Origin of the sequence: Bradyrhizobium sp. SZCCHNR1002 (genome assembly GCF_032381435.1) — a bacterium.
Classification (GTDB): domain Bacteria; phylum Pseudomonadota; class Alphaproteobacteria; order Rhizobiales; family Xanthobacteraceae; genus Bradyrhizobium; species Bradyrhizobium aeschynomenes.
Genome location: NZ_JAUHIS010000001.1, coordinates 2,452,698 through 2,478,637, shown reverse-complemented (window position 1 = coordinate 2,478,637; position 25,940 = coordinate 2,452,698). Strand labels below are relative to the sequence as shown.

The following is a 25,940-nucleotide window of genomic DNA, read 5'->3' as shown; positions in this document are numbered from 1 at the left end:
ATCTTTTCGGAAAACCGCTGCGCACTTTTCCGGTTCATGCTCTAGCGTGCGCCGCTCCGGATGATTTTCTGGAACGCATCACCAAGAATGATTGGCGCGCGGGGCGGCAGATAGGTCAGGCCGGCAGTCCCTGCCAGCTTGGCAAGCTCTCCAGACCCTTCCAACTCCGCCAGGATCTTATTGACCGCCGCCAGCAGTTCCGCCGAACCGGACAGTGCGACATAACCCCGGTTGGCGCCGATCGGATAATTGTAGCCGGAGGCGACGAGCTTGCTGTCGGGATGAGCGGCCCGGTAGGCATCGAAGCGTCTGCCATCAAGCAGCGTTGCTTCGAACTTTCCCTGTTCCAGAGCGCCGAGCAGATCATCCCGCGTCGGAATCAGATGAGTGATGTCGTCGATCAGGCGGCCCTTGTCGAACGTCATCAGGATCGCGTCCGCCAACGTGCCGCTTTCGATCGCGAGCCGCAGCCCGGCCAGATCGCCGATATCACTGATCCGACGCGCTTTGGCGGCCGGGCCGAGAACGACGGTCAAGCTCGAGAACAGGTAAGGCCTGCTCGGCATCAGCTTGTCGAGCGCAACGCGGCGCCGGCGATCGTCGCGCGTCGCGCCATCGAAATCCGGTAACTTCGCCGTTTTGACCCCAGGCGCGACCAGCCCGTCCTGCGTGAAGGGATAGCTCCCCAGCAGTGAACAGCGTCCGTCCGACAGCAGCGCGTTCGCTTCCAGTGCCGGAGATGAGTCCTCGTCCAGCTTGCTCTCGAACCACTGGATTTCGAGCGTCCTGCCGAGACGGTCAGCGATTGCCTGGCCCAGCAGGACGTCAAAGCCGCTGCCGGGTTTGCCGCGATGATGGAGCGACAGCGGCGGAAGATTTTCGTCGAGGCAGAGTCGGAGGACATCGTCAGTGGCCTTGGCCGCTGTCGATGCCGTCAACATCATGAATGCCGCCACGCAATAGACGAGACGGTGCATCACTGCGCTCTCCGGCTCGAGACATAGGCCCAAAGCGCGGTGATCTCGTCATCGCTGAGAATGTCACCCCAGGGGGGCATGCGGCCGTTCTTGCCTTGCTTTACCGTGGTGACGAAACGCGGCTGATCGTCGGGAAAGCGGCGCAGGTCGGGAGTGACCGTGCCGGAGGTCACCATGTTCGGGCCATGGCAATGCGAGCATTTCTGCGCGAATGTCGTCTTGCCGAGGTCGATCGGGCTGTGAGCGGCGGTGCCGTCCTGCTGCTGAGCGAAGGCGGCCGCGGAAAGCACGGCCGACGTCGCCACGACGGCGGCGAAGGTCGCCGCCGTTCTCATGAACATGTTCTGTCTCACGGGCAATCCGCACTCAGTTCTTGACCGCGAAGACCCAGAGCGAGCCGCCAGCGGGAACGTTGGCGAGGCGCTCGTCACCTGAGAACAGCGAGTATACGCCGCCATAGCCGGAGGTCACGGCGACATATTGAACGCCGTCCTGCTGCCAGGTGACGGGCTGGCCTTCGATGCCGGAGCCGGTCTGGAACTGCCAGAGCTTCTTGCCGCTGTCGGCGTCGAACGCCTCGAACTCGCCGGTCAGCTTGCCCGAGAACACCACGCCGCCCGCGGTCGACAGCACACCGGAGAAGCGCGGGATGTCGCTCGGCTGCTCCCATTTGGTCTTGCCGGTCATCGGATCGATGGCCTTGAGCTGACCGCGCGGACCTTCCGGCCAATCCCAGAGGTCAGTCAGATCCATGCCGAGGTACCACTCGCCGGCCTTATAGGTCGCCGGCTCGGTCTTGTAGTGGCCGCCGAACACCAGCGTGTTGGCGTAAGCCAAGCCGGTCTGCGGATTGAACGACATCGGCTCCCAGTTCTTGCCGCCGAGAATCGAGGGGTAAACGGTGACCTTCTTGCCCTCGCGCGCATCACGCGTGACATCGGTCTCGACCGGCTTGCCGGTCTTCATGTCGATGCTGGAGGCCCAGTTCACCTTCACATAGGGGTTGGCGGCGAGCAGCTTGCCGTTGGTGCGATCGAGCACGTAGAAGAAGCCGTTACGGTTGGCGTTCATCAGCACCTTGGTCGGCTTGCCTTCGACGTTCATGTCGGCAAGCACCATCTCGGCGACGGCGTCATAGTCGAACGGATTGTTCGGCGAGAACTGGAAGTGCCATTTGATCTTGCCGGTCTTCGGATCGAGCGCGAGCACCGAGCAGGTGTAGAGATTGTCGCCCGGGCGCACTGCCGCGTTGAATGGGCCGGGGTTGCCGACGCCCCAGAACACGGTGTTCTGCTCGGGGTCGTACGATCCCGTGATCCAGGTCGAGCCGCCACCGAGCTTCCAGGTGTCGCCCTTCCAGGTGTCGCCGCCGGGCTCGTCCGGGCTCGGAACGGTGTGGGTTCGCCACAGATGCTTGCCGGTCGCCGGATCCCAGCCATCGATGAAGCCACGCGTGCCGAACTCGGCGCCAGAGATGCCGGTCAGCACGACGCCATTGGCGACGAGCGGCGCGACCGTCATCGAATAGCCTTCCTTGATATCCGCGGCCTTCTGTCGCCACAGCTCCTTGCCGGTCTTGGCATCGAGCGCGATCACGTTGGCATCGAGCGTCGTTCGGAACAGCTTACCGTCGTACAGCGCGGCGCCACGGTTGATGATGCCGCAGCAGACCACGCGCGGCGTCTCTGCCGGATATTCGATCTTGCTCTTCCAGATCTGCTTGCCGGTCTTGGCGTCGACCGCCATCGTCGCATTGTGGGTCGTGACGTAGAGCACGCCCTGGTACACCAGCGGCTGCGATTCCTCACTGCGGTCATCGGCAAAGCTGTAGTTCCAGACCGGAACGAGATTCTTGGCGTTGTCCTTGTTGATCTGCGTGAGCGAGCTGAACCGCTGCAGATTGTAGCCCATGCCGTAATTGAGGACGTTCGCCGTATCAGTTGCACCCTTGATCAACTGATCGGCACTCTGCGCGCTTGCACCATGTGATGCAAAAATGGCGAGGCCTGCGGCCAGCGCGATCCGCTTCATTCATTTCCTCCAAGATTTTTATGCGCGCCTATCCTGACGCTGCGGGAACAACACTCCGCTCGAAATCGGGAAGCGTCAATACGAAAAGCTGGCAGTCAGCACCGCTCGATCGGGACATCATCCCAGTCAGCCCGAGCTGGGCAGTCAGGCCATTGTGCCTGCAGCGCGCTTGCGAGCTGCAGGATCTCATCTCGTTCATGCTGCTTTGCGGCATGAACATTGCTTCGTTGCAGCATGCCGGGCTAACATGAGGAGTGGCGGATGACACGAACCATCCTTTGGCTCGGCATGCTTTGTTGCCTCTGGGTGAGTGCGAGTGCGCGTGATGTCGGGCAATGGGGAGCAGCCGATCCGGCGTTGCGCCAATGGTACGAAGCCCTGATGCAGCCCGACGCGCCGACGTCGTCGTGTTGCGGTGAGGCTGACGCGTATTTTGCCGACGAGATCCATGTGCGGGATGGCAAGACCTATGTGGTCATCACCGATGACAGGCCCGATGCACCACGTGGGCGTCCGCACGTCGATATCGGCACCGAAATCGAGGTCCCTGATCACAAGCTGAAATGGGACAAGGGAAATCCCACAGGTCACGGCATCATCTTCCTGAGCCGCAACCGATATGTGTTCTGCTACGTGCAGCCGGGCGGCGCGTGAGCGGCAGAAACCCTGACAGGGCGGGGATTGTCGCGATCTCGTGTGAGAAATGAGGCGGAACGCCGTCACGTCCGGCCGTGGGCGTTCGCTTCGTTCAAGCAAGCGACTAGCAACCGGACGCGCTCCGGGCCGTCGAGCCTTGCGTTCTCTCGGACGCGGTCCTAGCTTCGGCGTTGGCGCGAGCGAAGCGCCAGTCAATGATAGTCTGAATTTGGGAGCTCGAAATGGCCTGGAAGACACCGAAGATCGTCGAAGTGCCGGTGGGCATGGAAATCAACATGTATGCCTGCGCGGCGCGCAAGTAGCGACTAGCGATCTGCCAAGCCACCCGAGCGACGTCTGCTTCGGGCTGGCTTGGCGGATCCATTGTCGGGGCCGACCGGCGCATCGGCCGATCGGACGTAACGGCGAGCCGTCGAACGAATGCGATCGTCGATCGCTCAGACGTCCTGCGTGTCGAAGATATAGAGGTCCACGCCGCCGTCGGCGAAATTGGGCAGATCCCCCGCTGCCGCCTTGCCCTCGGCCGAGCCCATCCCCGCCTGCAGCGCCTGCATCGAGTCAAACACCAGGGTGGCGACGAGGTGGATGTTGGTGGGACCTGCCGGCCCATTCACCGGGCCGCGGCTGATGTCGTAGCTCTTCAGGCCCGGAATCTTCTTTGCCAAGGGGACATGGACATTCATGTAGTGCTTGTCGAACGCCTCGGCGCTCTTCGGCGTCTTGTAGAGTACGAGAACCTTGGGCATCTGCTTCCTCCGCATGCGCTTTTTTAAAGGTCGATCGACCACGGACATTGCAGCCGATCTGCCGGTCCGGATCAAGCGTCTGGACTCGATGGGCCGGATGATGGTCGTTTCCGACCGGTTCCACCATAATCTGGTGTGGACCGGGAAACCGATGCAGCCCGTCGTCGTAGTTTGAGATAGTCTGTCGTCGTCAGGCTTATCGAAGGACACTGAGCCATGAGCCCCATCGATCTCGTCATCACCGTCTGCGCGGTCCTGTCGCCATCCAACTGCGAAGAGCGGCATCTCGTTTTCGCCGATGGCGGAGCTTCATTGCAGCAATGTGCGATGAAGGCGCCGCCCTATATCGCCCGATGGGTCGGCGAGCACCCGAAATGGACGGCGGTGCGGTGGCGCTGCGAGTACCCCCATAGCAACGACAAGGCCTGAGTCGCTTCGCGGCTTAGTTCGTGCACTCCTTGAGGTCCTTGTCCGCGACCTGGATGATGGCGTCGGGCTTGACGTCGAGGTCGCGGACGATGCATTGGCGGTCGCCGGAATAGCTCACTTTGGCATCGTAGCGTCCGGGCTCGATCCCGGTCAGCTTCAACCGCTCGTCGTGATCGAGCTCCTTGTCCTTGTCGTTCAAGGTCTGGTTCGGTCCCCAATTGTTCTGGCCGGCCGGCGACAGCTGGAAGCCGGTCATCGTCGCGGTGGTCAGATTCCACAGCCGGATGCCTTTGCCCTGCGCGAAGCTGGTGGTCGGCAGGGCCGACAGAAGGATGGCCGTCACGGCAAAGGCGAGTCTCATGGCATGTCCCGAGCGTCCGATGTCCATCGATTGCCATGACTATGACACGGAAAAATCCAATCGCGCCAGATCGGCCTTGAGCGCAGCGACATCCGCGTTGCTGCGCTGCGCGCGCGGCACGTCGATCGTGACCGCGTGAAGCAGGCGGGCAGGGCGCGAGGACAACAGGAAGATGCGATCCCCGAGCCGCACGGCGTCGTCCATGCTGTGCGTGACGAGGAGCGTGATCATCGGCCGCGAAGCGACCAGCGTCGCGATCTCCTCGCGCAGCCGCGCGGCCAGCGCGTCGTCGAGCGAAGCCAGTGGCTCATCCAGGATGAGGAAGTCCGGCTCGACGGCAAAGGCCCGCGCCAGAGCCACGCGGCGGGCGAGGCCGAGCGACAGCTCTCCTGGAAAATGCGTGCGGTGGGCTCCGAGCTCGAGCACGCCGAAGATCGCGGCCAGCCGGTCCTCCGCCACATCGGGCGCCGCGAGCCTGACGTTGTCCTCCACGGATCGCCACGGCAACAATCGCGGCTCCTGAAACACCATCGCCAGCCGCGCGCCGGCGGGTTGCGACACCTGGCCTTGATAGTCGAGGTCGAGCCCGGCAAGGATTCGCAGCATCGTGCTCTTGCCGCAGCCGGACGGGCCGACGACGACGCCGACCTCGCCCCTTTGCAGCGCAAACGCGATGCCGCTGATCACCTCCTGGCGCTTGCCATTGGCGCTGGTGTAGCTCTTCGATCTGATATCGACCTCAAGCCGCACGGAGCCGCCACCTTGATGCGCGCTGCTCGAACGGCTGGACGATGACGGCTTCGATCACGAGCACCACGGCGGCGAAGCTGAGCGAGTAGGCGAGCAGCAGCGGGATGTCGAACAGCTGGAAAGCGACGCCGATCTCGAAGCCGATGCCGTTGGGCCGACCAAGCAGTTCGGCCACCAGCACGATCTTCCAGACCAGCGACAGGCCCGAACGCGCGGCAGCCGCGATATAAGGCGCAAGCTGCGGCAGCAGGACATGGCGCAGGATTCGGCCGCGCGGGAAGGCGAACACCTTCGCCATCTCATCCAGCGACGGATCGAGCGCGCGGGCGCCCTCGCGCAAGGTCACGACGGCCGTCGGCAGCTTGTTGATCGCGATCGCGGCGATGGCGGCGACCTCGGTGAGGCCGGCCCAGATATAAGCGAGCACGATCACCACCAGCGCCGGCAGATTGAGCAGCAGGATCAGCCAGGGATCGCCGAGGCGGTTGGCGAGCCGGCTGCGCCCCATCCAGTAGCCGAGCGCCGACCCGATCGCCATCGAGAGCGTGAAGGCCAGCGCGACACGGGCGAGCGTGGCGCCGAGATGCAGAAACAGCGCGCCAGACCTGGCCTCCGCCACTGCAACCGCCAGCACGGCCGAGGGGGGCGGCAGCTTGGTGCTGCCGGCGACGGTCGCGGCCACCCACCAGGTGGCCAGCAGAAGCGCAAAGGACAACAGCCGCAGCACTAATCCCTCGCATTCGCCCTGTAATAGGTGCCGGGGCTGAGCTCAGCGGCGGGGCCGACCAGATCGCGACCGCCGATCGCGGCGAGCACGCCATAGAGAATGCGGGCGTCGGCCTCTTCCTCCGCAACTGAGCGGCGCGGAATGCCCTCGCGGTACCGATTGCGATAGGCGCGCAATGTGGCCTCGTCCGGCGCGCCGGTCAGAGGCGCGATGGTCTGCCAGTCGGCGTCCGACTTGGCCAGGATCTCCTTGGCCTTGGCCGTGACGGACAGAAAGCGTGCAACGAGATCGCGATGTTTGCCGGCCCAGTCCTCGTCGAACACGTAGCCGATCATCGCCGTGCGGCCCTTGGCGCCGAACGGCGGCAGCAGATCCTCGACACCAGCGAGGCGGCGGAAGCCCTTGGCCTCGAGCGCCGCGCAGAAATTCCAGTAGTTCAAGCCGGCGTCCATTTCGCCGTCGGCGAGCTTGGCGGCGAGCAGCGGCGGCGCGCCATAGGTGATAGTCGCCTGCGACTTCAATTCGACGCCGTCGCGCTTCAGAGCGGCTTGCAGCAACAGCCAGCTCTTGTCCAGCGGGCCGCCGGCCACTGCGAGCTTGCGTCCCTTGAGATCGGCGAGTGTCTTGAGCGGCGAATTGGCCGGCACCATCACGGCGCCGAGCGCGCTCGAATAGGGGAAGAAGGTCAGCTTGGCGCCGAGCGTGCGCTCGCGCGAGACCCAGAGCCAGTCCGACACCATGATGTCGGCATTGCCGGCGCGCAACGCGATCTTGCCGGCCTCGGGACTTGCGAGCTCGACCGCATCGATCGCGATATCCGCCTGCTTGTCGAGCTGGTGCGCGCGGATGACAGCCAGTTCCCAGGCGAATGTGCCGGTCTTCTGCACTGCAACCCGGACGGTCTCGGCGGCGCAGCATGCCGAAACCGGCAGCACGGCGCAGGCGAATAGTGCGATCAACAAGCGACCGATCCGCATCATGAGCCCGTCTGCGTTTCCTCGAGGAGTGTTCTTTTCAGCCTCATTCCCTTAGCATAGCTTCGGCTGCGATGCCGCGGAGGACTGTGATGCGTTGTGCTGTTTCGGTAGGACCGATTGTCGCCTTTTGTGTCGCCATGATCGGCACGAGTGCTCCGTCTCGTGCCGAGGATCTCAACGACTATCCGACCTCGGCCCGGGCCGAATATGTGTTCGGCTGCATGAAGGCGAATGGCGAGTCCCGCCAGTCGATCGCGCGATGCTCCTGCTCGATCGACGTGATCGCCTCGATCATTCCCTATGAGCGCTATGTCACGGCTGAGACCGTGCTCAGCATGTCCCAGGTGAAGAGCAATCTCGGCACCCAGTTCCGCACCTCCGAGCAGGCCGCCAACGCGCTGAACGATCTCCGCCGCGCGCAGGCCGAGGCCGAAGTGAGATGCTTCTGATGCCGTTCGGCCTTGCCCCTCCATCAGGTGCCTGAACCCTCCGCCGGCCACTCGCGCTCGAACACGTGGCCCTGCGTATCCCGGGCCTCGGCACGGAAGTGCTTGGCGCCGTTGGATACATAGGTGAAGCGGATGTTCGGATCCTCCGAGATCGAAATGCCGCCCTCGACCGACAGCACGAGGCTGCCGTCCTGCGACAGCGTCAGCTGATCGACGAAGAAGGCGGGGATGTACAGCTGCGTCAACTGGTCCATCTGCAGTCCGGAATTGTTCGGATGGCCAACCATCACCTGCGCTTCACGCATGCCGCTGGTGGCGCCTTCGCCGGCTTGCGCGAACTGCCTGTAACGCATCTGGCCGATCCGCGCCTTGGCCTCGTCCGGATTCTTCGCCGCCGGCGCCGAGCAGCCGCCGGAGGCCTTCACGAACGTCTTCACGACGTAGAGCTGGCCGTCGGTCAGCTCGGCCACGGCATGGACATCCGTGTAGTTGTTGACGCGGACGCGGGTCGAGATCGCGCTCACGTTGGCATCGGGGCCGAGCGTGAACTTGGCCGCCATCGGCGCCGGATTCTGGTCGATCACCAGCGTGATGGTCCTGATGCGGCGCCCGTCGGCCGGCGACAGCTTGCTGCGCAGGGTGACCGGAACCACCGAGGCATCCTCGGCGCGCGTCGGCATCTCGATCGACAGCACATTGGCGCCGTCCTGCATCGCCTTGTTGTTGAAGATGTCCTGGACCAGTCCCGGCCAGGGATCGTAGCCATCGGCGGCTTTCGCAGGTGCGAAGGCGAATGCGAGGCATACCCCGAGAAGCAATGTGGACGGCAGGCGGAGCCGGATCATGGCGCAGTCCTCCAAAAGCGTTCTGGCAGGTTGAAGATCATAGCGCGTCCCCGAGGTCATTCCCATTCCAATTCCGAGAATGCCGCCGTGGCGTTGCGCGCATTATAGTCGCCAAACAGCTCCCATTTGTCCCGTTCCGACCTGGCGGCTCCCGCCGCATCCGCAATTGGCTTGCCCGCCTTGATCAGCTCGCGAACGTCGCTGGCCAATGTGTCGAGGTAGCGCTGCTCATCGCTGAGCGCCAGGGGCCATTCGCTGACGGGTCCATGACCCGGCACCACGCGCGCGGCGGGGATCGTCGCGAGCCCCGCAAGGTCCGCAATCCAGCCACGCAGGCTGCCATCCATCACGGGGATGTGGCGCAGGAACACGAGATCGCCGGCAAACAGAGTCTGGCTCCGGTCATCATAGACGGTGAGATCGCAGTCGCTATGTGCGGTGCTCCAGGCCTTCAGCGTGAGCGCGCGGCCGCCCAGGTCGAGCACCGTCTGGTCATCGACGAGGATCGCGGGGGCGACGAGGCGCACCTCGTCGATCAACTCGGCGCCCATCAGCCGTCGGAACGCCTCGATATAATGTGGTCCGCGCACGGCGAGCGCGCGGGGCAGGTTCTTGGCGCCGACGAAGCTTGCTCCCTCGCCCTCGAAGGCGGCGTTCCCGAACACGTGATCCGGGTGAGCATGGGTGTTGATGACATAGCGGACCGGCTTGGTGGTGCGGGCGCGGATCGCGGCGAGCAGAGCGCGTCCTTCCCGGACGCTGCCGCCGGTGTCGATGACGGCGACCGCGTCGTTGCCGATGACGAAGCCCACATTGGCGATGGCGCCTTCGTTCTCTGCGTTCATCAGCGCCGTCTGGCCGATATGCACGAACACGCCGGGCGCAATCTCGCTGACCTCGAGTTGTGACGCCCCCGCATCGGCCGAGCTGCCGATCGCAACGGCGCCCCATGCGGCGATGGCGAGAATGAGTTGCTTCATCATCGGCTCGCCTTGCTCATGTGCGACAACCCGCAGGCGCTGCGGCGCAACAGACGGTCAACTCTTCGCGATGACAGCAGCTGTTGCGCCCGCGAGGCAGGCGGCCTAGCATTTTCAAAAATACCTCGATGCGCTCCATAGGGATGGAAATAAGAATGACGAAGCGTCGCACTGTTGTCTGCTCGCTGGCCGTTGCCGCGGGGCTTAGTCTGCTCGGACCGGCCGCCTGTTACGCCCAGAGCAATGACGGCCTGGACCTGTCGATCGAGCTGGTCGATCCCAAGGTGCTGAGGGTCTGCGCCGACCCCCGCAACCTGCCGTTCTCCAACGAGAAGGGCGAGGGCTTCGAGAACAAGCTGGCCGATTTCCTGGCCGCCAAGCTGCAGAAGAAGGTCGACTATACGTTCTTTCCGCAGGCCACCGGCTTCGTGCGCATGACGCTCGGGTCGCATCGCTGTGACGTCATCATGGGCTTCCCGCAAGGGGACGATCTGGTGCAGAGCACGAGTCCCTACTACCGGACGGCCTACGCGATCGTGACGAAGCCGGGCTCCGAGCTTGCCGACGTGACGACCTTGGAGGACGCGAAGCTCAAGGGCAAGCACATCGGTATCGTGGCGGGGACGCCGCCCGCGACCAACATGGCGCTCGCCGGGCTGATGCCGACGGCGAAGCCCTATCCCCTGATGGTCGATACGCGCGTGGATTCCTCGGCCGAGGCGATGATCAACGATCTGAAGTCCGGCGAGATCGATGCCGGCGTGCTGTGGGGGCCGATGGCCGGCTACTATGCGAAACAGGCGAGCCCGCAACTCCGCGTGACGCCGCTGGTCAAGGAGACGTCGGGGCCGAAGCTGATCTACCGGATCGCGATGGGCGTGCGCGGCGCGGACCAGAACTGGCGCCGGCAACTCAACAAGCTGATCCAGGAGAACCAGAGCGAGATCAACAAGATCCTGCTCGACTACGGCGTGCCGCTGCTGGATGAGAGCAATCATCTGATCACCGCGGAGGCTGCCAAGTAGGCATCATGCTCGTTCGGCTCACCGCAGCTGTCCTGGCCGGCGTGCTGCTGCTGATCGCGGCGGCCGCGTGGGCTGATGAGCTCGTGGTCGAGCCGGACAGCTATCGGACCGAGAACTACCGCGCGCCGGTGCCGACCACGCTGGCCGGCGCGCGTGTGCTGTCGACGCAGGAGACCGAAGCCATCTGGCACGCCAGGTCCGCAGCCTTCATCGACGTGCTGCCGCGGCCGCCCAAGCCGAAGAACCTGCCGGCCGGAACGGTGTGGCGCGAGCAGCCGCGCCTCGACATTCCCGGCAGCATCTGGCTGCCTGACACCGGCTATGGCGTGCTGGCGGCGCCGACGGAGGACTACCTGAAGCGAGGACTGGCACGCGCGTCCGACGGCGATCTGGGTCGCTTGCTCGTGTTCTACTGCCTCGAAGACTGCTGGATGTCGTGGAACGCCGCCAAGCGCGCGCTGACCTACGGCTACCGCAACGTCGCCTGGTACCCCGACGGCACTGATGGCTGGGCTCGCGCCGACCTGCCGCTGCAGCAGACGCAGCCAGAGCCGCGGCCGGAGGAGTGAGCGATCGGGTCGCGGGTAGGACATCCGCAGAGCTACTCCATGTCCTGCTGGATCTCGCGGGCGAGCGCGAAGAGGCGCTGGTCGATCGCGGTCGGGACCTCGCAGACGAACTTCATCACGCTCCGGCGGTCCTCGAAGATCCGCGTCTCCCAGTTCAGCTGGTTGGTCATCTCCTCGATCTTGGCCTGATCCGGCGAGGCGCTGCTGTGCATTCCCTGGAGCGCGATGGTGTCGCCGCGCACCTTGTCGACGGCCTCGCGCTGCTTGCGCATCACACGTTCGAGCCCATTCATGACCGAGGTCCGCTGGGCGTTGAGGGTGTCGAACAGGCCGGCGAACAGCAGCTTGCCCTTGCGGGTCTTCTCGTCGGCCGTGCCGGTGAGGAAATCGGCGACGTCCTTCTGCGCCTGCTCCAGCGGGATGCGGCGTGCGGCGAGCTTCGCGACGAGCGCGGCAATCTTGGCATCGTCCTTCCAGCTCGTGCCGACATCGTCGATCGGGGGGCCGGCCCAGACCGCTGCAATCGAGATCTCCGGCACCTTGGCCTGCGGGCAGGGCCAGTCGGGATAGCGCGGATCGGCCGCTTGCGCGGTGGCGGCCGATGCGATCAGGCCGATGGCCAGCAAACTCGATCTCACCCTCATGCCTCGCCTCCGGGACCCCGCCTGACAAACCCGCGCGACGGATCGTAGGCCAGAATCGCGCCGATCATGAACACGGCGGTGCAGCCGCCGACCACCGCGAGCGACACCCAGTTCAGCTTGCCGTACAGCGCAAACCGAATGAGCTCGACCGCGTGGGTGAAGGGATTGGCTTCGCAGAGATACGCAAGCCACGGGCTGCCTTCCTCGACGCGCCACAAGGGGTAGAGCGCCGACGAGGCGAAGAACATCGGGAAGATCACGAAGTTCATGACGCCGGCAAAGTTCTCCAGCTGCTTGATGCCGGAGGAGATCAGCATGCCCAGCGCGCCGAGCATCAAGCCGGACAGGATCAGGGCCGGCAGCACGGTGAGATAGCCCATCGGCGGCGGCGTGATGTCCCAGAACCAGGCGATGACCAGGAAGGCGTAGACCTGGAGCACGGAGACGGCGGTGCCGGCGAGGAGCTTGCAGAACAGCAGATAGCCGCGCGGCAGCGGGCTCACCAAGAGGGTGCGCATGTTGCCCATCTCGCGGTCGTAGACCATCGACAGCGACGACTGCATGCCGTTGAACAGCTGGATCATCGCCATCAGGCCGGGCGCGATATAGACCTCGTAGAGAATGTAGGTCTCGTAGGGCGGGATGATCGAGATGCCTAGCACCTGGCGGAAGCCGGCGGCGAAGATGAACAGCCACACCAGCGGCCGCACCAGCGCCGACACGAAGCGTTCGCGCTGATGCAGGAAGCGCAGCCCCTCGCGCCAGACGATGCCGATGAGGCAGGTGATGTATTCGCCGGCCGAGAAGCCGCTTCGTGCGGGCGCGGGTGAGTGGACGGTCGTGACGGTCATGACTCTGCGCTCCGCAGTGGAGAAGCGCTGGACTGGCTGGGCTGTGTCGTCAACCGCGCAAACGCGGCATTCACGTCGGAGGCGCCGGCCTCGGCGATCACCTGCGGCACGAGACCGCGCGCCAGCACGCGGCCCTGATGCAGGACCACGAGATCATCCGTCGCGGCGATCTCGTCGAACAGATGCGTCGCCCAGAGTACGCCGATGCCCTGCTCGGTGACGAGCTGGCGGACATGACCGACGATGTCGGCACGGGCCTTGACGTCGAGCCCGACGGTGGCCTCGTCGAGCAGCAGCAGGCGCGGCCGGTGCAGCAGCGCGCGGGCGATCTCCAGGCGGCGCATCTGGCCGCCCGACAGGTCGCGCACCTTGTTGCCGGCGCGGTCGGCAAGGCCGATGCGGGCCAGCAGCTCCTCGCTCCGGGCAAGCGCCTCGCGGCGCGCAATGCCGTGCAGCGCGGCGTGGTAGAGCAGGTTCTGCCGCAGCGACAGATCGAGATCGACCGTACGCGGCTGGAACACGACGCCGAGCAGCCGCAGCGCCTCGCCCGGCGTGCGGCCGATGTCATGGCCGAAGATGTTGATCTGTCCGGACTGAACTGCGAACAGCCGCGTGATCAGCGAGAACAGCGTGCTCTTGCCGGCGCCGTTGAGGCCGAGCAGGGCGGTGAAGCTCGCGGGCTTCACGGTGAAGCTGACGTCTTTGAGCGCCTTGCGTGCGCCATAGGAATGGCTGACGCCGGCAACCGAGAGCGCCGGCACCTGATCGGACGCCGGCTGCGGCCTTGGGCCCGTCGCGTCGAGGGCGGGTGCGTTCTGCGTCATCATGGCTGTGCAATCGTGATGCCCCAGGGCAGCTCGCCGACCTGGATCGTCTTGATCACCTTCTGCGCGGCGACGTCGATCACCGAGACGTCGTTGGAGACGCCGTTGGTGACGAGCAGATATTTCTCATCCGGCGTGAACTCCATGTGCCAGACGCGCTGTCCGACCAGCAGATATTTCTTCACCTCGTGGGTCGTTCCGTCGACGACGGCGACCCGGTTGGCCGGGCCGAGCGCGACGAAGCCGGTCTTGCCGTCCTTGGTCAGGGCGATGCCGACGGGCTGGATGGCCTCGCTGCGCAGGCCGGGCACGGCGAACTTGATCTTGCCGGTCACCTCGCGCTTGGCGGGATCGATGATCGAGACGGTGCCGCCGATCTCGGCCGACACCCACAGCTCGGAGCCGTCGGTCTTGAACTCGGCGTAGCGCGGCCGCGCATCGACCAGCACATTCGCCACGATCTTTCGCGTCGCCGTGTCGATGAAATGCGCCATATTGGTGGTCTCGGACGTGCATATCAGGATCTTGCCGTCGGGGCTCAGCATCATGCCCTCCGGCTCGACGCCCACCTGGACGTCGCCGATACGGATGCGCTTCTCGAGGTCGAGCACGGTGACAGTGTTGTCGTTCTCATTGGCGACATAGAGCGTCTTGCCCTGGGCATCCTGCGCGAACAGCTCGGGATCGGGGCCGGAGGGCAGGGTGTCGACCACCTCCATCTTCTTGGCATCGATCACCTGGATGGTGTCGTCGTCGCCGACCGCCACCATCACGAACTTGCCGTCCCGGGTGAACGCAATCCCGCGTGGGCGCTGGCCGACCTTGATGGTCTTGGTCACGGTCCAGCTGTCGGTGTCGATGACGGAGACCGTGTTGCCCTTTTCGTTCGAGACGAAGGCGACGTAGGCGGAGGCGGGGGCGATGGTGGCCAGCGAGAGTGCGGCGGTGAGCAGTAATGCTGCCATGCCGACACACCTGCGAAGCTGCGGCCGTCCTTCGAGACGCCCGCCTTTGGCGGGCTCCTCAGGACGAGGGTGGTGTATGTGGCGAAATCCGGGACTTCCTTCGTCGCCCCGTTCGCGCTCAAGACCCTCACGGTGAGGAGCGCCGTAGGCGCGTTCAGGCGCTGCGTTCGCATCGCCTCGAGAACCATGAGGCCACGGAGCTGCTACCGCTTTGGCCTGATCTGTCGGACCAACCATCTCCATCAACATCATCCAATCCGACATCATTGCAGCTTGCACTTGGTTTCGGGGCGGTCGACACCGAGCGTGTCGAGCTCGGAGACCTGGTGCAGGAAACCCTCCTGCGGGGAGACCGAGACGATCATGCGGCCGTCGGCGAGCAGGATCGGCTGGCGGAGTTGCAGGTTCCAGTCGCGCAAGGAGAGCCGCGTGCCCTTGAAGGCGGCGATGGTGAAGTTCGGGCCCTTGAGATAGTCGCTCATCGCCTTGGCGTCGCCGGAGTTGGTGCGGGAGGCGGCTTCGCCGACCATGCGCACGGCCATCCAGGCCTGCATGTCCAAAGCGTCCATCCGGCGTGAGGCCAGCTTCATGAAGCGGTTCTGCAACTGCGTGGCGCCCCATTGGTCCTGTGCCGGGTCCCAGCTCGTCGGCCGCAGGCCTGCGGAGCCCGCGACGGGACGCGCATCCCAGGTGCGATAGGGCAGATAGTTGGCGAACACCTCGCTCTCGTCGGCCGCGACCAGCACATCGTAGGCCGGCGCCTTTTGCGTGAACACCGGCATCTGCCGCTGGATCAAGGTCACGCCGGAGTCGGTGCGGCGCGCCCCGCCGGTGTCCTCGAAGGTGCGCTCCTCCACGATCTTGGCACCGAAGCGCGTCGCGGCGCGGCGCAGCGCATCGGCGAACAGCTTGTCCTTGTCATGCGAGCCGGTGACGAGCAGCCAGCGCTTCCACTGCTTCCACACCAGATATTGCGCGAGGCCGTCGGCGAGCATCGAGCGCGTTGGGGCGACGTGGATGACATTGGCGCGGCAGTCCTGCTCGCGCAGCCGGTCGTCGGTGGCGCCGACGTTGAGCAGCGTGATGCCACGGCCGCGCAGGCTGTCGGCGACCTTCAGCAACGCATCCGCCGGCAGATCCGCCAGGATGAAGCCCGTCTTTGCGGCGAGCTCGTTGGCGGCCTGGGCTGCGTCCTCATCGTCCTTGACCTTGCGGTCGATCAGCGTGAAGCGCTGGTTGAGGAATTTGCCGGTGGTGTTGTTGTCCTCGATCGCGAGCTTCGCGCCGGCCACGCCGTCATCGGCCGCCGGCTGGTCGAGCGGCGACAAGGTCTGCGGCACGCCCGCACGGCCGAGATAGCCGATCGCAATGTCGATCGGCTCCGCGGCGCGGCCTGCTGTTGCGGCGGCCACGAGGCCGACCGCGCCGATCAGGGATCGGGCCAGAACTCCAAGGACCACATGTCCTCCCATTGTTCCCTCGTCGTTTTTCGGCGAGGTTTCATCTTGCAAGATGAACGAATTGGCCTAGCTTTCAACCCCACTTTTGGCCGCTGCGGCGTCATTTCGGATCACGACCTTGAAAGCTGCTGTTCTCCTCGCGTTCCTCATCCTGACGTTGACGACATCTGCACGCGCCGAGCCGCCCAAGGTGGCGGTGTTCGATTTCGAGCTGATCGACACCAGCCTGCAAGGCGAGGTGCAGGGCCCGCGCAAGGACGAACAGGCCCGGCTGATGCACGCCGCCGAGCAGCTGCGGTCGGCGCTGCAGGAGTCCGGCAGATTTCGCGTGCTCGACATCGCGCCTGTCAACGATGCGGCGCACCACAGCAATCTGCAGGCCTGCGGCGGCTGCGACGTCAAGCTGGCTGGCGACATCGGCGCCGATCTCGCCATCACCGGGACCGTGCAGAAAGTCTCCAATCTCATCCTCAACATGAACATCTATCTGCGCGACGCCCACACCGGAAAGCCGGTCGCGGCGATGACCGCGGACATGCGCGGCAACACCGACGAGTCCTGGACCCGCACCATGGCCTGGCTGATCCGCAACCGCCTGCTGGCGCCGAACTACGGCGCTCCGCAGGCGCAGTAGTTGTCGAGACATGATAGTGCACTCTCGCGGCCGCTGACGCCCGAGCTTTGCGTGTCGATGGCCTCTCGGAAAACACAAGAGGCGCAGGGAAGGCCGGGAGCCTGCCGCCCCCATGGCCCGCCTGCAGAAGAAAATGCAGGCGGCAGGTACCACAGGTTCGGCTGGGACATCCCGGCCCTCCCTGCGCGATGGTTTTCACGGTTGCTTCGCGTTCTCCCCGGTGCGCCGGGCTTTCTGGTCACCGTGCGCAACGACACGCTTCTCGCGCGCCGCCGCGGGGGCATCGGCATCGGGATGCCAGGACCACGCGACTTGGCCGTACGCCGTGACGCGTTCGTCGGCACACTCTCACGAGCATGCTGCGCGCCGCCGGCGTCCACCGCACCCCACCTCCACGTTCGTGACGACCGCGATACGCCCTCTCGACGAGGCGGGATGGGGCTACTCAATCACAAGTTCTGGAAAAGAGAAACGAGATTCTTTTTCGCGCCGGGACTGGACAGGGGTGATGGCCTTGCGCCGTCAGCGGAAATCGGTCCGCGCGCGCACGCTATGACCGGACCGTGGCGACGGCGACATCGCCGCCGCATGGGCGTCATCGCGCCCGCCGGGCAAATCAGGCTGCGGCTGACGTCAGCGTCCCAGACGCGCGGCGTGCCAGCGCAGATGATCGGCCATGTAGGTGGAGATGAAGTAGTAGCTGTGGTCGTAGCCGTCCTGCTTGCGCAGCAGCAGCGGGATGTTGGCCTTCTCGCAGGCGGCCTTGAGCAGCTCCGGCCGCAGCTGTTGCGTCAGGAACTGGTCGGCGGTTCCGACATCGACCAGCAGGTCGGAGACCCGGGCGCCGTCCTCGATCAGCGCCACCGCATCGTGCTTGCGCCAGGCCGCCTTGTCGGAACCGAGATAGCCGCCCAATGCCTTCTCGCCCCACGGCACCTGCGACGGCGCCACGATCGGCGAGAACGCGCTGGCCGCGCGATAGCGGTCCGGGTTGCGCAGCGCCACCGTGAGCGCGCCATGGCCGCCCATCGAATGGCCCATCACCGACTGCCGGCGCGGGTCGACCGGGAAGTTCGCCGCCACTACGCTCGGCAGCTCCTCGGTGACATAGCTCCACATCCGGTAGTTCTTTGCGAATGGTGCCTCGGTCGCATCGACATAGAAGCCGGCGCCGAGGCCGAAATCATAGGCATTGTTGGGATCGCCGGGCACGCCGTCGCCGCGCGGCGAGGTGTCGGGCGCGACGAAGACGAGGCCGAGCTCGGCGCAGGCGGCGCGGAACTCGCCCTTCTCGGTGACATTGGCGTGGGTGCAGGTGAGGCCCGACAGATACCAGACGACCGGCAGCTTGGCGCCGTCGGCATGCGGCGGCACGAACACCGAGAACGTCATCTCGGTCTTGGTCTCCTGGCTGGCGTGGCGATAGACGCCCTGGACGCCGCCATGGGACTTGTTCTGCGAGACGGTCGTGAGCGTCATGGGATCACCTGTGCGGCAATGATGTCTGGGCGGTCGGCGAACGTGTCGCCAACGTGCTCTACGCTGCGTCGTTCAGTCAACGCCAATCAGGCCACGCCGTTCTCGATCGCCAGACGCACCAGCTCGCCGGACGTTCGCACGCCGAGCTTCTGGCGGATGATCGAGGAGGTGTTGGCGACGGTCTTGTAGGACGAGTGGATCAGCCAGGCAATCTCGGACAGGCTCTTGCCGGCGCTGAGCAGCCGGAGGATCTCCAGCTCGCGCGACGTCAGTTTCGCCAGCGGGCTCTGCGCCACCGCGGAGCCGGCGAAGGCGATGCTGCGGGCGATCGCCGGCGGCAGGTAGCTGCCGCCGCGCGCGACCTCGCGGATCGCCTCGGCGAGATCGTTCGGATCGCCGCTCTTCGACACATAGCCCTTGGCGCCGATGTCGATGGCGCGCGCTGCGAACACCGGGTCGTCGTTCATGCTGAACATGATCAGCCGGGCATTGGCATCGCGGCCGAGGATGCGGCGCGCCAGCTCGAAACCGGACACGGTCGGCAGGTTGATGTCGACGACGCAGACGTCCGGCCGGCGCGCGATGAAGCTCGCTTCACCGCTCTCGGCATCCGCCGCCTCGATCAGCTCCAGCTCCGGGTCGGTCGAGAGCAGGGCCCGGCAGCCGGATGCCACAATGGGATGGTCATCGACGATCAGAACGCGCATGCCTTGGGGTCCCGGACTTCCATCTCGCGTCATTATTGCAATGCATCATGGATGCGAGCAGCGCGATGTTGCATCATGTTGCAATTAGATCGCTGGCGGATTTGTCTGTCAATGTAAGTGCGCGTGAAACACGGTGGCTTTGAGGCGGAGATAATGTGGCAGAATTGGTCGTTGCGCAGGCGCATCAACGTGCTGCTCGCGCTGGTGCTGACGCTGGGTCTCGCCGTCAACATCGGCCGGCTGGTGCTCGAGGCGGCGCCGCGCGTGCTGGCCGAGGATCAGAGCGTGATCCGCCTCGCGCGTGCCTTCGTCGAGACCATCATGGACGAGGTCAATGACGCGCCGGACCCGGAGTCCCGCCTGAACCGCATCGTCAGCGATCTCGGGCAGCTGCGGCATGTCAGCGTCGTCAGGCAGGCCCTGCCGGCTCAGCGCGAGCGGTCGTCCAGCGCCGGGGACCGGGCCGCGCCGGGGTGGTTCATCGCGCTCGTGCATCCGGACAAGACGTCGGTCAGCATGCCCGTGGTCGTGGCGGGCAAGCCCGATACGCTGGTGATCACGTCGCATCCCGACGACGAGATCGCCGAGATCTGGGACGGCATCGTCACCCAGCTCGTCGTCGGCTCGGCGATTGCGATGGCGATTTTCGGGATCACCATGCTCGTCGTCGGCCGCGCGCTGGCGCCGCTGGCAGATTTGTCCGAGGCGATGAGCCGGATCGAGGCCGGCGCCTATGACGCCCGGGTCAAGCCGGGCGGCGCGCCCGAGCTTGCCGCGCTCTGCGCCAAGCTCAATCATCTCGCCGGCGCGCTCGGCGAGGCCGTAGAGGAGAAGCGCCGTCTGGCGGAGCGCACCGTCTCGCTGCAGGACATCGAGCGCAAGGAGATCGCGCGCGAGCTGCACGACGAGTTCGGGCCGCATCTGTTCGCGCTGCGCGCGCATGCCAGCGCCCTGATGCGGCTGCCGGAGGCGAAGACGATCGATGTCGCCGCGATGCGCCGGCACGGCCAGGCCATCCTCGACCAGGTCAATGCCGTGCAGCAGTTCAACCGCCGCATCCTGGAGCGGCTGCGCCCCGTCGGTCTCGCCGAGCTTGGCCTGCGCGAGGCGCTCGGCGCCTTGGTGCGGCTGTGGCGGGAGTCGCGGCCGGAGGTGGCGATCGCGACGACGTTCGCCGATGATCTCGTGCGCAGCAACGAGACCTCGGAGCTGACGATCTATCGCGTCGTGCAGGAGGCGCTGACCAACGTGTTCCGCCATGCCGAGGCGACTGCGGTCGACGTCACCATCGAGCCGCTGCAGCAGACCATGGCCGGGCACCGCCGCAACTACACGCGGGTGTGCGTGCGTGATGACGGACACGGGCTCAAGCCCGAGCACAAGCTCGGATTCGGGCTGACCGGCATGCGCGAACGGCTGCTGGCGCTCGGCGGCACGTTGACGGTCGCCTCGAGCGGCACGGGTGTCACGATCGAGGCCATGGTGCCCGCGGATGCGGCGTGAGCCGGGCCTAGGAACCGACGATCGGACGGCGCGTTCAACGAGCTACTTGCGACGGGCGTGAGCCGCAGTCCGGAGCACGCGCCGGTAGCTTGCGGTGATCAGATGTCCAGAACTCTGCCAGAACTCTGCCTGTGCTGAGCAGCGCAGCCTTGCTGGCTGCGCTGCCGTTCCACAACGCCGTCGCACGTGACGACGGCCGCTATGCCAACTCGCCACTCAAGGGCTGGTTCGACAGCCTCAGGAGCGGACGCGGCCCGTGCTGCTCGGACGCCGACGGCTTCGCTGTCTCCGATCCGGATTGGGATCTGGAAGGCACGCACTATCGGGTGCGGCTCGACGGCCAATGGATCGTCGTGCCGGACGATGCCGTGATCACCGAGCCCAATCGCGCCGGCCGCACGATGGTGTGGCCGATCAAGGGCTCGCTCGGCACCTCGATCCGCTGCTTCCTGCCGGGTAATCTGAGCTGAGCGCGACCGATCGAGGCCTTCGTGACGCGCAATGCGGCTGCGGCGCATGGTCCCGCGCGCACCCGCGCTGGAACTTCGTCTCCGCTGCCTGATTGCTACCAGGTCATGCAGTCGATGAGACCTGCGCGGCTTCCCGCTCATCGCGGCAGGGGGCTCCAGCCTGGCGAGGATCACCATGGAACAGACCGACGATGCACATCTGCAGCAGCGCATCCGGGAGCGCGCGCATGCGCTGTGGGAGCAGTCCGGGCGGCCGGAGGGCCGTGAGGATGAGTTCTGGTATCAGGCCGAACGCGACGTCCGCAACATGGAGCAGTTGCACGACGAAGCGACCGCTCCTCCGCCAACGATGCTGCCGACCTGAACGCCACGCCACCAACCGAAGGAAGACCAGATGAGCAAGGAAACACCGAAGGACGATCCGCGACAGGAGAGCGACTGGGGCTCGATGAAGCAGACCGACAAGCCCTGGGCGGAGAAGCCGGAGAAGGAGCAACGCTCCGAGGCGGCGAAGGACTTGGAGAAGTGGGGCGAGAGCAAGACGCATTGAGGTGAGGTTCGGGGTTGGGCGGCGAGAGGAGGGCGGGGGCCTTCATTGCGACTTCCCGTGTGTGGCTGCCCCTCACCCCAACCCTCTCCCCGTAAGAACGGGGAGAGGGGGCGCACTGCGCGTGCGGCGAGAGCTCGCGCTGCATCTGCCAAAACAAAGGCTGACTATCAATCGGCGGATGTTCGCCGCGTGCCCAAGACTGCCCCCGACCACGGGTCAGCGTCGAAATGCATGGCGTGCCCATTGTGAGTTCTCGTCGTCGCCTGATCGGCGCTGCGCTCCCTCTCCCCGTTCTTCACGGGGAGAGGGTCGGGGTGAGGGGCAGCGGCACGGGTGGCGAGAGTGGTAGACCTCGATCGCTTCACTCGCCTCGCGTCAACACCCTCACGCCGTATGTCCGGGATCGACATCATCCGGCGTCTTCTTCTCACGTTGCGGCGTCATCTTCGCCGGGTCCTTCGCGCCGGGCACGCCGCGCGGGCCGAGCTGATTGCGCTGGATGTCGTCTTCGGAGCGGTCGGGCTCGCGTCCGTTGATGGGGAGGTCGTTTGCCATTGCCTGATCCTTCCGACTGTTCGGTCGAGGCAATGCGCGGGCTGGTGCTGACGTTCCCCCGCGGGCCGCGTTGCAGGAACAGCCGTCCGATCCTGCGATTGAAGCTGCAGCAACCGTCAGGAGAACAGTCATGTCCGACCACCACCCCGCGCCGCCGTTCCCGCCGCAGCAGCAAGCCATGCCAGGCACGACGGCGGCGATGCGGCCGAGGCCCGACCACGGTGAGACCAGTTACAGGGGCTCCGGCAGGCTGGCCGGCAAGAAGGCTGTGATCACCGGCGGCGACAGCGGCATCGGCCGCGCGGTCGCGATCGCCTATGCACGCGAGGGGGCCGACGTGCTGATCGCCTATCTCGCGGAGCATGAGGACGCTCGGGAGGTGCAGCAGCTGATCGAAAAGGAAGGACGCAAGGCGGTGCTGATGCCGGGCGACATCCAGGACGCATCGCACTGCAAGGCGATCATCCAGCGCGCCGTCGACGAGCTCGGCGGCATCGACATCCTCGTCAACAACGCCGCGCACCAGGCCACCTTCAGCGACATCGGCGACATCTCGGACGACGAATGGGAGATGACGTTCCGCACCAACATTCACGCCATGTTCTATCTCACGAAAGCGGCGGTGCCGCACATGAAGCCGGGCAGCGCCATCGTCAACACCGCCTCCGTCAATTCCGACATGCCCAATCCGAGCCTGCTCGCCTACGCCACCACAAAAGGCGCGATCCAGAATTTCACCGGCGGCCTTGCCCAGATGCTCGCCGAGAAGGGCATCCGCGCCAATGCCGTGGCGCCCGGGCCGATCTGGACGCCGCTGATCCCCTCGACCATGCCGGAGGAGAAGGTGACGAGCTTCGGCCAGCAGGTCCCGATGAAGCGGGCCGGCCAGCCGGCGGAGCTCGCGACGGCCTATGTGATGCTGGCGGACCCGCTGTCGAGCTACACGTCGGGAACGACGGTCGCGGTCACCGGCGGCAAGCCGTTCATCTGAGGCGTCGACGGTGCGGTTCGGCCGCGACCGGCATCTTGGTTCAGACGGCGCTGCGGCCTCCTCACCGGGGAGGACCGAAACCAGCGCTGCTCCGGCAATTGGTGTCGGATTGTCCGACATCCGACAGCGCGCGATGCGACACGCGCGCGTTGTTGTCGCCTCACGCCACCGACATCAGCTCGCACGGCGCGGGCTCGGCGTGCACCGGCCAGACCCTCGCGGTGGCGGTTTCGCCCTGCCGTTCGTCGAGAATCCGTTTCACCGAGCGCGAGCAGAGGCCGCATTGGACCGAGCAGCCCAGGCAATCATACACTTGCGCCGGCGAGCCGAAGATGGTGTCGGCCGTCGTGACGACGTCACGAATGGCGGTGTCGCTGATGACGTTGCAGGAACAAATGATCATGGCTGTTGCTCGCTCCTGCCAACGATAAGCAACGGCGATGCCAAGCCGGTTGCGAAGGCCGAGGCCGTCCGGGCGGGCTAGTCAGAATCGTTCAAAGCGGCGGTATCAGCGCGGGCTGGCGGCGCTTGCACGGACACCACCGGCCGTGTGTTTGCGGATCGCGGCGATGGCGGCCTGCGCCAGCGCCTGTCCCTGGGTGTCGATGCCGGTCCATTGCGCGTGCCGGCCGCGCGGATCGATCTCGGCCAGCGCAACGCCAGCCGTCACATCGCTGCCGTCGCGGACGATGCCGCGTAGGATGCCATCATAGGGCGCGGTGATCGCGATGCCGGAGAGATGGCCGATGACGAAGCCCTTGTAGATCCGGGTGCCGATCTCGACCGGCGTGTGCCAGCGGCCCTCGTGAGGTGAGCGCACCAGCCGCTCGGCGCCGATGCCGCCGAGCTGGCAGGCGTCGTCCTTGGCCAGCGTCCAGCCGTCGCGCACGATCTGCGCGAGCCGATCCGGCCGGGTCTCGATCGCGACGTCGCAATTGACCGACGGTGAGAAGCCCGGGCCGATGCCGATCGAGAAGCGCGTCATGCCGCGCAGATTCGGCGTCACCTCCCGCGTCTGCATCCGCGCATCGATCAGCACGTCGATGCCGCGCACCGGCAGCAGATCGAGCAGGCCGAGCCAGGTGACCAGGACGTGCTGCGGGCCGGCCAGCGCCTTGAACACGTCCATCGTGCTCTCGACGCGCGCGCCGATCACATTCTCGACGCGGGCGGCGTCGCCGAACAGCGCGTCGTGGAACGCCATCTTGCGCCGGAGCACGGGCGGGTTCGGGTCATGCGACAGCACCACGCAGTAGCCTTCGCGGTGAAGATGGACGCCGATCGCCGAAGCAATTTCATTCGTGCCAAGGACCACGGCGAAGCGCACTGCATTCGTCCCCATGTCCCGGTCCATACGGTGTTGGCGTCTCGTGGCTGTCCATTGGTCAGACTGGAAAGCCCGCTTCCATTTCGACCGTGCAGTCCGTTGAGCAAGAGTTGGACCATCACCCTCCATCTTGAAAAAGGCTGCGGATTGAGAGGCTTGCCCGAGGCACGGGGGAAAGCCGACGCTGGCACTGTCCTGAAGCCGCCAATCTGTCGCGAACGCGACAGGAATGAGCGGCTTTGCGCGCGGTTTTCGCTGGCCCGGAATCTGCACAACCGCAGCATGGCAATACCGCGGACCGATCCGCGGCTGCCGCGCCCCGCCCGGTTGGTCGGCAGCCGGATGGCATCGCGGCGTGATGATCAGGACAGCATGAGGTGAGCCTCGATCTCGACCAGGATGTTCGCGAGTCGGCCGCGGATGACGCCGCGGCAAGCGCTGCGTCATGTCCGTTCCATCGGGACGTCGCGGCCGTTGAACGTTCTCGGCGCAGCGAGCAGAAGACGCTGGTGCTGACCGGCGGCTCGCGCGGCATTGGTCACGCGACGGCCCGGCTGTTCTCCGATGCCGGCTGGCGCATCATCACCTGCTCGCGCCAGCCGTTCGACGGCGTCCGCTGTCCCTGGGATGCCGGGCCGGACAATCATGTCCAGTTCGACCTCAGCGATCGCAAGGCGATCCCGCGCGCCATCGCCGACATCAAGGAAAGGCTCGACGGCGCGCCGCTGCACGCGCTCATCAACAATGCCGCAATCTCGCCGAAGGCCGAGGATGGCGGCCGGCTCGACTCGCTGTCGACCTCGGTCGAGACCTGGATGACCGTCTTCCATGTCAACTTCCTCGGTCCGATCCTGCTGGCCCGCGGCCTGTTCGAGGAGCTGAAGCGCGGGCAGGGGGCGGTGGTCAACGTGACGTCGATCGTCGGCACGCGCGTCCATCCGTTTGCGGGCACAGCCTATGCGACCTCCAAGGCGGCGCTCGCCTGCCTGACCCGCGAGATGGCGCACGACTTCGCGCCGCACGGCATTCGCGTCAACGCCATCGCGCCGGGCGAGATCAAGACCGAGATGGTGTCGCCCGAGACGGAGGCGCGGTTCTCGCCGCTGATTCCGATGCGCCGGATCGGCGCGCCGGAGGAGGTGGCGAAGGTGCTGTTCTTCCTGTGCTCGGATGCTGCCAGCTACGTGACCGGCGAGGAGATCCAGATCAATGGAGGTCAGCACCTGTAGGTTGATCGCCGCATGGTGCGGACGACACGGTGATGTGAAGAGAGATGTGAAGAAAACAGGCCGCGGGCTGGCAGCCGGGGGCCGCGAGTGCCACGGCGGGCGTGGAAAGTTGGTGTTCAGGTCCGCTCGATTCAAGCCGATCGCGCGCGGCGTCTAGGTCGGCAAATATCAGGCGTCGGGAAGACAACGCGAATTCGTGACGCGGGCGGTTTTCCGCCTCGCCGGCTC

General features: G+C 65.6%; 33 protein-coding genes. 13 read left to right on the top strand and 20 right to left on the bottom strand.

Annotated elements, in window-relative coordinates; genetic code table 11:
• Positions 1-41 precede the first annotated feature (41 nt).
• From QX108_RS11170 to QX108_RS11160, 3 genes are read right to left on the bottom strand one after another with little or no spacing between them, the layout of a single operon-like run.
• Positions 42-977, bottom strand: a complete 936-nt coding sequence (locus QX108_RS11170; RefSeq protein ID WP_315721368.1) for a transporter substrate-binding domain-containing protein — start codon at positions 975-977, stop codon at positions 42-44.
• Positions 977-1,318, bottom strand: coding sequence for a cytochrome c (locus QX108_RS11165; protein WP_315781868.1), 342 nt, complete (start codon positions 1,316-1,318; stop codon positions 977-979). The genes QX108_RS11170 and QX108_RS11165 overlap by 1 nt, the downstream gene beginning before the upstream one ends.
• Before the next feature lie 25 nt (positions 1,319-1,343).
• Positions 1,344-3,008, bottom strand: coding sequence for a methanol/ethanol family PQQ-dependent dehydrogenase (locus QX108_RS11160; RefSeq protein WP_172181721.1), 1,665 nt, complete (start codon positions 3,006-3,008; stop codon positions 1,344-1,346).
• 381 nt (positions 3,009-3,389) lie between these two features.
• On the opposite strand from QX108_RS11160, the gene QX108_RS11155 reads away from it, so the two are divergent.
• Positions 3,390-3,662, top strand: a complete 273-nt coding sequence (locus tag QX108_RS11155; RefSeq protein WP_315781866.1) for a hypothetical protein — start codon at positions 3,390-3,392, stop codon at positions 3,660-3,662.
• A gap of 224 nt (positions 3,663-3,886) precedes the next feature.
• Positions 3,887-3,967: a pyrroloquinoline quinone precursor peptide PqqA gene (gene pqqA / locus QX108_RS11150; RefSeq protein ID WP_009031067.1), complete on the top strand. Its 81-nt coding sequence runs from the start codon at positions 3,887-3,889 to the stop codon at positions 3,965-3,967.
• A gap of 135 nt (positions 3,968-4,102) precedes the next feature.
• Here the strand turns inward: pqqA and QX108_RS11145 are convergent, their stop codons facing one another.
• Positions 4,103-4,411, bottom strand: a complete 309-nt coding sequence (locus QX108_RS11145; protein WP_315721365.1) for an EthD family reductase — start codon at positions 4,409-4,411, stop codon at positions 4,103-4,105.
• Positions 4,412-4,627: 216 nt separating this feature from the next.
• Between QX108_RS11145 and QX108_RS11140 the strand changes: the two genes are divergently transcribed.
• Positions 4,628-4,840: a hypothetical protein gene (locus QX108_RS11140; protein ID WP_315721364.1), complete on the top strand. Its 213-nt coding sequence runs from the start codon at positions 4,628-4,630 to the stop codon at positions 4,838-4,840.
• 13 nt (positions 4,841-4,853) lie between these two features.
• On the opposite strand, the gene QX108_RS11135 is transcribed toward QX108_RS11140, so the two are convergent.
• The 4 genes from QX108_RS11135 to QX108_RS11120 are packed head-to-tail and all read right to left on the bottom strand — an operon-like array spanning position 4,854 to position 7,658.
• A complete protein-coding gene (locus tag QX108_RS11135; protein WP_315781864.1) occupies positions 4,854-5,201 on the bottom strand; it encodes a hypothetical protein in 348 nt (115 codons plus the stop codon).
• Between the two features lie 39 nt (positions 5,202-5,240).
• Positions 5,241-5,951 (bottom strand): ABC transporter ATP-binding protein, encoded by a 711-nt coding sequence (locus tag QX108_RS11130; protein ID WP_315781862.1) that lies wholly within the window; start codon positions 5,949-5,951, stop codon positions 5,241-5,243.
• On the bottom strand, positions 5,941-6,678 hold the full coding sequence (locus tag QX108_RS11125; RefSeq protein WP_315781860.1) for an ABC transporter permease: 738 nt from the start codon (positions 6,676-6,678) through the stop codon (positions 5,941-5,943). The genes QX108_RS11130 and QX108_RS11125 overlap by 11 nt, the downstream gene beginning before the upstream one ends.
• The gene (locus QX108_RS11120) at positions 6,678-7,658 is read right to left on the bottom strand and encodes an ABC transporter substrate-binding protein (RefSeq protein ID WP_315781858.1); all 981 of its coding nucleotides are present in this window, start codon (positions 7,656-7,658) and stop codon (positions 6,678-6,680) included. The genes QX108_RS11125 and QX108_RS11120 overlap by 1 nt, the downstream gene beginning before the upstream one ends.
• 86 nt (positions 7,659-7,744) lie before the next feature.
• Between QX108_RS11120 and QX108_RS11115 the strand changes: the two genes are divergently transcribed.
• The gene (locus QX108_RS11115; protein ID WP_315781856.1) at positions 7,745-8,104 is read left to right on the top strand and encodes a hypothetical protein; all 360 of its coding nucleotides are present in this window, start codon (positions 7,745-7,747) and stop codon (positions 8,102-8,104) included.
• Positions 8,105-8,127: 23 nt separating this feature from the next.
• Here QX108_RS11115 and QX108_RS11110 read toward each other — a convergent pair whose 3' ends face one another.
• Both QX108_RS11110 and QX108_RS11105 read right to left on the bottom strand, forming a co-directional pair.
• On the bottom strand, positions 8,128-8,949 hold the full coding sequence (locus tag QX108_RS11110; protein WP_315781854.1) for a quinoprotein dehydrogenase-associated SoxYZ-like carrier: 822 nt from the start codon (positions 8,947-8,949) through the stop codon (positions 8,128-8,130).
• Between the two features lie 56 nt (positions 8,950-9,005).
• Complete coding sequence (locus tag QX108_RS11105) at positions 9,006-9,932, bottom strand: quinoprotein relay system zinc metallohydrolase 2 (RefSeq protein WP_315781852.1); 927 nt, start codon at positions 9,930-9,932, stop codon at positions 9,006-9,008.
• Between the two features lie 152 nt (positions 9,933-10,084).
• On the opposite strand from QX108_RS11105, the gene QX108_RS11100 reads away from it, so the two are divergent.
• Together QX108_RS11100 and QX108_RS11095 are read left to right on the top strand one after the other, a co-directional pair.
• The gene (locus QX108_RS11100) at positions 10,085-10,954 is read left to right on the top strand and encodes a substrate-binding domain-containing protein (protein ID WP_315721356.1); all 870 of its coding nucleotides are present in this window, start codon (positions 10,085-10,087) and stop codon (positions 10,952-10,954) included.
• A 5-nt stretch (positions 10,955-10,959) separates the two neighbouring features.
• Positions 10,960-11,523, top strand: a complete 564-nt coding sequence (locus QX108_RS11095) for a PQQ-dependent catabolism-associated CXXCW motif protein (protein WP_315781850.1) — start codon at positions 10,960-10,962, stop codon at positions 11,521-11,523.
• A gap of 32 nt (positions 11,524-11,555) precedes the next feature.
• Here QX108_RS11095 and QX108_RS11090 read toward each other — a convergent pair whose 3' ends face one another.
• The 5 genes from QX108_RS11090 to QX108_RS11070 all read right to left on the bottom strand — a co-directional run bounded on the left by QX108_RS11090 (position 11,556) and on the right by QX108_RS11070 (position 16,279).
• Positions 11,556-12,167 carry a hypothetical protein gene (locus QX108_RS11090; RefSeq protein WP_315781848.1) on the bottom strand — a complete coding sequence of 204 codons (612 nt, stop codon included), beginning with the start codon at positions 12,165-12,167 and terminating at the stop codon, positions 11,556-11,558.
• Positions 12,164-13,018 (bottom strand): ABC transporter permease, encoded by an 855-nt coding sequence (locus QX108_RS11085; RefSeq protein WP_315781846.1) that lies wholly within the window; start codon positions 13,016-13,018, stop codon positions 12,164-12,166. The genes QX108_RS11090 and QX108_RS11085 overlap by 4 nt, the downstream gene beginning before the upstream one ends.
• Positions 13,015-13,842 carry an ABC transporter ATP-binding protein gene (locus QX108_RS11080; RefSeq protein ID WP_409998506.1) on the bottom strand — a complete coding sequence of 276 codons (828 nt, stop codon included), beginning with the start codon at positions 13,840-13,842 and terminating at the stop codon, positions 13,015-13,017. The genes QX108_RS11085 and QX108_RS11080 overlap by 4 nt, the downstream gene beginning before the upstream one ends.
• A complete protein-coding gene (locus QX108_RS11075; protein WP_315781842.1) occupies positions 13,842-14,807 on the bottom strand; it encodes a YVTN family beta-propeller repeat protein in 966 nt (321 codons plus the stop codon). Before QX108_RS11075 ends, QX108_RS11080 begins: the two co-directional genes overlap by 1 nt.
• Positions 14,808-15,070: 263 nt before the next feature.
• Positions 15,071-16,279, bottom strand: coding sequence for an ABC transporter substrate-binding protein (locus QX108_RS11070; protein WP_315781840.1), 1,209 nt, complete (start codon positions 16,277-16,279; stop codon positions 15,071-15,073).
• 106 nt (positions 16,280-16,385) lie between these two features.
• Here QX108_RS11070 and QX108_RS11065 point away from each other — a divergent pair, with 106 nt between their 5' ends.
• Entirely contained in the window at positions 16,386-16,901 is a 516-nt protein-coding gene (locus QX108_RS11065; RefSeq protein WP_315781838.1) for a DUF3280 domain-containing protein, read from the top strand.
• Between the two features lie 633 nt (positions 16,902-17,534).
• On the opposite strand, the gene fghA is transcribed toward QX108_RS11065, so the two are convergent.
• Both fghA and QX108_RS11055 read right to left on the bottom strand, forming a co-directional pair.
• Positions 17,535-18,380 (bottom strand): S-formylglutathione hydrolase, encoded by an 846-nt coding sequence (fghA, locus tag QX108_RS11060; RefSeq protein ID WP_315721349.1) that lies wholly within the window; start codon positions 18,378-18,380, stop codon positions 17,535-17,537.
• An 86-nt stretch (positions 18,381-18,466) separates the two neighbouring features.
• Positions 18,467-19,087 carry a response regulator transcription factor gene (locus QX108_RS11055; RefSeq protein ID WP_315781836.1) on the bottom strand — a complete coding sequence of 207 codons (621 nt, stop codon included), beginning with the start codon at positions 19,085-19,087 and terminating at the stop codon, positions 18,467-18,469.
• Between the two features lie 153 nt (positions 19,088-19,240).
• Between QX108_RS11055 and QX108_RS11050 the strand changes: the two genes are divergently transcribed.
• From QX108_RS11050 to QX108_RS11035, 4 genes are all read left to right on the top strand, one after another.
• Complete coding sequence (locus tag QX108_RS11050; RefSeq protein ID WP_315781834.1) at positions 19,241-20,590, top strand: histidine kinase; 1,350 nt, start codon at positions 19,241-19,243, stop codon at positions 20,588-20,590.
• 125 nt (positions 20,591-20,715) lie between these two features.
• Complete coding sequence (locus QX108_RS11045) at positions 20,716-21,060, top strand: hypothetical protein (RefSeq protein WP_315782252.1); 345 nt, start codon at positions 20,716-20,718, stop codon at positions 21,058-21,060.
• A 175-nt stretch (positions 21,061-21,235) separates the two neighbouring features.
• Positions 21,236-21,424, top strand: coding sequence for a DUF2934 domain-containing protein (locus tag QX108_RS11040; protein ID WP_315781833.1), 189 nt, complete (start codon positions 21,236-21,238; stop codon positions 21,422-21,424).
• Positions 21,425-21,454: 30 nt separating this feature from the next.
• Complete coding sequence (locus QX108_RS11035; protein ID WP_008961662.1) at positions 21,455-21,610, top strand: hypothetical protein; 156 nt, start codon at positions 21,455-21,457, stop codon at positions 21,608-21,610.
• A gap of 384 nt (positions 21,611-21,994) precedes the next feature.
• On the opposite strand, the gene QX108_RS11030 is transcribed toward QX108_RS11035, so the two are convergent.
• Positions 21,995-22,165, bottom strand: a complete 171-nt coding sequence (locus tag QX108_RS11030) for a hypothetical protein (protein WP_172114179.1) — start codon at positions 22,163-22,165, stop codon at positions 21,995-21,997.
• Positions 22,166-22,295: 130 nt separating this feature from the next.
• On the opposite strand from QX108_RS11030, the gene QX108_RS11025 reads away from it, so the two are divergent.
• Positions 22,296-23,156: an SDR family oxidoreductase gene (locus QX108_RS11025; protein WP_172133588.1), complete on the top strand. Its 861-nt coding sequence runs from the start codon at positions 22,296-22,298 to the stop codon at positions 23,154-23,156.
• 160 nt (positions 23,157-23,316) lie between these two features.
• Here the strand turns inward: QX108_RS11025 and QX108_RS11020 are convergent, their stop codons facing one another.
• Both QX108_RS11020 and QX108_RS11015 read right to left on the bottom strand, forming a co-directional pair.
• Positions 23,317-23,559, bottom strand: a complete 243-nt coding sequence (locus QX108_RS11020; RefSeq protein WP_172114181.1) for a bacterioferritin-associated ferredoxin — start codon at positions 23,557-23,559, stop codon at positions 23,317-23,319.
• A 105-nt stretch (positions 23,560-23,664) separates the two neighbouring features.
• Positions 23,665-24,498 carry a xanthine dehydrogenase gene (locus tag QX108_RS11015; RefSeq protein ID WP_315781829.1) on the bottom strand — a complete coding sequence of 278 codons (834 nt, stop codon included), beginning with the start codon at positions 24,496-24,498 and terminating at the stop codon, positions 23,665-23,667.
• Positions 24,499-24,860: 362 nt separating this feature from the next.
• Here QX108_RS11015 and QX108_RS11010 point away from each other — a divergent pair, with 362 nt between their 5' ends.
• Positions 24,861-25,712, top strand: coding sequence for an SDR family oxidoreductase (locus QX108_RS11010; RefSeq protein ID WP_315781827.1), 852 nt, complete (start codon positions 24,861-24,863; stop codon positions 25,710-25,712).
• The last annotated feature ends 228 nt before the right edge of the window (positions 25,713-25,940 follow it).